At 33.1% G+C, this 3,487-nt stretch carries 3 protein-coding genes; all 3 read left to right on the top strand.

The features are described 5' to 3' along the window. Positions 1–1,220: SpoIIE family protein phosphatase (locus HPY79_12450; protein ID NSW46611.1), on the top strand; the 1,220-nt coding region annotated here is incomplete at its 5' end. A gap of 3 nt (positions 1,221–1,223) precedes the next feature. Further along, positions 1,224–1,829 carry a tetratricopeptide repeat protein gene (locus HPY79_12445; GenBank protein NSW46610.1) on the top strand — a complete coding sequence of 202 codons (606 nt, stop codon included), beginning with the start codon at positions 1,224–1,226 and terminating at the stop codon, positions 1,827–1,829. A 114-nt stretch (positions 1,830–1,943) separates the two neighbouring features. Next, the coding region (locus HPY79_12440) for a tetratricopeptide repeat protein (protein NSW46609.1) at positions 1,944–3,487 on the top strand (1,544 nt) is incomplete at its 3' end.

The raw sequence follows: 3,487 nt of genomic DNA, 5'->3' as shown, positions 1-3,487 counted from the left end.
AACTTGCGCTTGAACACTATAAAAAATATATTGTAGCAAGAGACAGCATTACCAACGACGAAAAAAAGAAGCAACAACTTCACGCCGAAATGAACTACGAGTTTGAGAAAAAACAAGCCATTGCCAAAGCAGAACAAGAGAAAAAAGATGCAATTGTTGCAATTGAACGAAAAAAAGAAAGAATTGTACGATATGCTATTACAGGTGGATTGTTGCTCGTTTTAGTCTTTTTAGGATTTGTATATCGCTCGTTGCGAATTACACGAATGCAAAAGAAAGTTATTGAATCGCAAAAGAAAATGGTTGACGAAAAAAATATCATCCTTCATCAACAAAACGAAGAAATTTCTAGACAACGAGACGAAATTGCTACTCAACGTGACGAAATCGCAGCACAACGCGATTTAGTTATTAAACAAAAAGAACACATCGAAGAACAAAAGAAACAAATTACCGATAGCATCAACTACGCCAAACGTATTCAAGAAGCGGTTTTGCCCATGTCAGAAATGGCACGTTCTGTTTTGGGTGAACATTTTATCCTTTTCAAACCCAAAGATATTGTTTCGGGCGATTTTTATTGGACTACACAAATTGATAATATGCTCATTGTTGCAGTTGCCGATTGCACAGGTCATGGCGTACCCGGTGCCTTTATGAGCATGCTCGGCATTAGCTTTTTAAACGAAATTGTGCGTAAAAAAGAAATGACGAAAGCCAACGATGTATTAAACGAATTGCGTAAAGAAATTATCAACGCACTGCAACAAAAAGGCATCGCTGGCGAACAAAAAGACGGAATGGACATTGCACTCATTGCTATCAATAAAAACACTCTGCAATGCCAGTTCGCCGGAGCCAATAACCCACTTTATTTAGTCAGAAAAGCTCAAAATGAACCAACAGCAAACTATGAGCTTACCGAGTACAAAGGCGACAAAATGCCCGTAGCTATTTATATTATAATGAACAACTTCACCAATTACGAATTCCAACTCGAACAAGGCGATATACTCTACCTCTTCTCCGATGGCTATGCCGACCAATTTGGGGGCGAACATGGCAAAAAATTTATGTACAAGCGTTTTAAAGAGCTTATTTTAGCAAATGCCCATAAACCCATGAACGAACAAAAACAAGCATTCGAAGAAACCATTGTGCAGTGGATTGGAAATGGAGAACAGACTGATGATATCACTGTGGTTGGAATAAAAATATAATAAATGAAACTTTTAAATAAAATATTACTCCACCTTTGCTTTTTAATAATAGTCGCGAATACTTTCTCGGCTAATAAGTTAGACTCACTATTTTGGGAGCTAAAAAAAGCAAAAAGTGACACTATTATTTGGTCTCAATATTTAAAAATTGGAGATTATTACGAAAATACAAATCCCGATTCTGCATTTTTTTATTACAATAAATCTCTAATTCATGCAGTTAAAAACAGACTAAAAAAACAAGAAGCTACTTCACTTCTATATATTGGTTTTGTATTTGAAGATATTGGTAATTTTGAAAAAGCGATTGCTTATTATTCTACTGCACTTAAAAAATATGAAAAAATCAATGACCAGATTGGTTTATCACGATGCTACAATAACTTAGGTATCGTTTACTCATATTTAGGTTATAACAAAGTAGCTATGTCTTATTTTAACATTGCACTTCAACTTTTTAAAAAGCAGAAAGATATAAATGGAATTTCAAACTGCTTAACAAACATTGGCCTAATATATAGCGACGAAGGAAATTACGAAAACGCTTTAAAATATCTTGAAACATCTCTAAGTCTTTTTAAAGAAATGAAAGACCAAGTTGGGATGTAGGGAAGCTATGTCAATATCGGCAACATATACCATAAAAAAGGAGCAGACGATAAAGCATTAGATTGTTTTATTAATGCCTTAAAAATCAATGAATCTCTAGGAGACTTAAGCAGCATGTCTGTTTGTTATATAAACATCGGTATAATTTATTCTAATCAAAAAAATTATGAAAAATCACTCGAATATTACCAAAAATCATTAGAAATTAGTAAAAAAATAAATGACAAATATGGAATAGCAACTTGTTATAACAATATAGGTGGCATTTATAAAGCACAAAATAAAGTTAAACAAGCCATAGAATTTTATCAAAAGTCATTAAAAATTCACGAAGAATTAGGCGATAAAAATGGGCTTGCCTCATGTTATAATAACATTGGAGGAAGCTATAAGTACAAAGGAAACTATGAAAAAGCTCTCGAATATTATCAAAAATCACTTAAAATAAAAGAAGAAATAAATGATAAAAATGGAATTGCTTTAGTATATGGCAATATAGCTGATCTTTATATTACTATAACAGATTCTACAAAACTAAATGAAAAACAAAAAAAAGAATACTTGCTAAAAGCTATCGATTATGCAACCAAAGCAATGATATTAGGAAAAGAAATAGAAGCATTACCAAAAGAAGGCGAATCGTATATGCATCTTATGATGGCATATAAAAAGTTAAATAATTATAAAAAAGCCTTTGAATTTGCTGAAAAATATATTCAAATCCGCGACAGCTTATTCTCTACTGAAAAAACTAAAGCTTTAGCTGAAATGGAAACTAAGTACGAAGCTGAAAAAAAACAATTGCAAGTTGAAAAATTACAGAAACAAAAAGAACTCGACAAAAAAACAATAGAAGCTAAAACATCTGAAAATAAAAGACAACAATACATCATTTTTTCATCAATTGCAGTCATTGTTTTGATATTAATTTTCTCGCTTATTTTGCTAAAAATGTTTAGAGATAAACGAAAAGCTAACATTTTATTAGCAAAGCAAAATATCGAAATAAAAACTCAAAAAGAAGAAATAGCCTCACAAAGAGATATAGTCATTAAACAAAAAGAACATATAGAATTTTATCACAAAAGACAAACAGACAGCATCAACTACGCCAAACGTATTCAAGAAGCGGTTTTGCCCATATCTAAAATGGCACGTTCCATTTTGGGTGAACATTTTATCCTTTTCAAACCCAAAGATATTGTTTCGGGCGATTTTTATTGGACTACACAAATTGATAATATGCTCATTGTTGCAGTTGCCGATTGCACAGGTCATGGCGTACCCGGTGCCTTTATGAGCATGCTCGGCATTAGCTTTTTAAACGAAATTGTGCGTAAAAAAGAAATGACGAAAGCCAACGATGTATTAAACGAATTGCGTAAAGAAATTATCAACGCACTGCAACAAAAAGGCATCGCTGGCGAACAAAAAGACGGAATGGACATTGCACTCATTGCTATCAATAAAAACACTCTGCAATGCCAGTTCGCCGGAGCCAATAACCCACTTTATCTAGTCAGAAAAGCTCAAAATGAACCAACAGCAAACTATGAGCTTATCGAGTACAAAGGCGACAAAATGCCCGTAGCTATTCATATTATAATGAACAACTTCACCAATTACGAATTCCAACTCGAACAAGGCGATATGCTCTA

Source organism: Bacteroidales bacterium (assembly GCA_013314715.1).
Lineage (GTDB): Bacteria > Bacteroidota > Bacteroidia > Bacteroidales > GWA2-32-17 > Ch61.
This window is presented reverse-complemented; position numbering and strand designations above follow the sequence as displayed.

Coding starts and splice junctions, on each gene's coding strand:
- HPY79_12445 (NSW46610.1), top strand. CDS start 1,224: ATGAAACTTTTAAATAAAATATTACTCCACCTTTGCTTTTTAATAATA.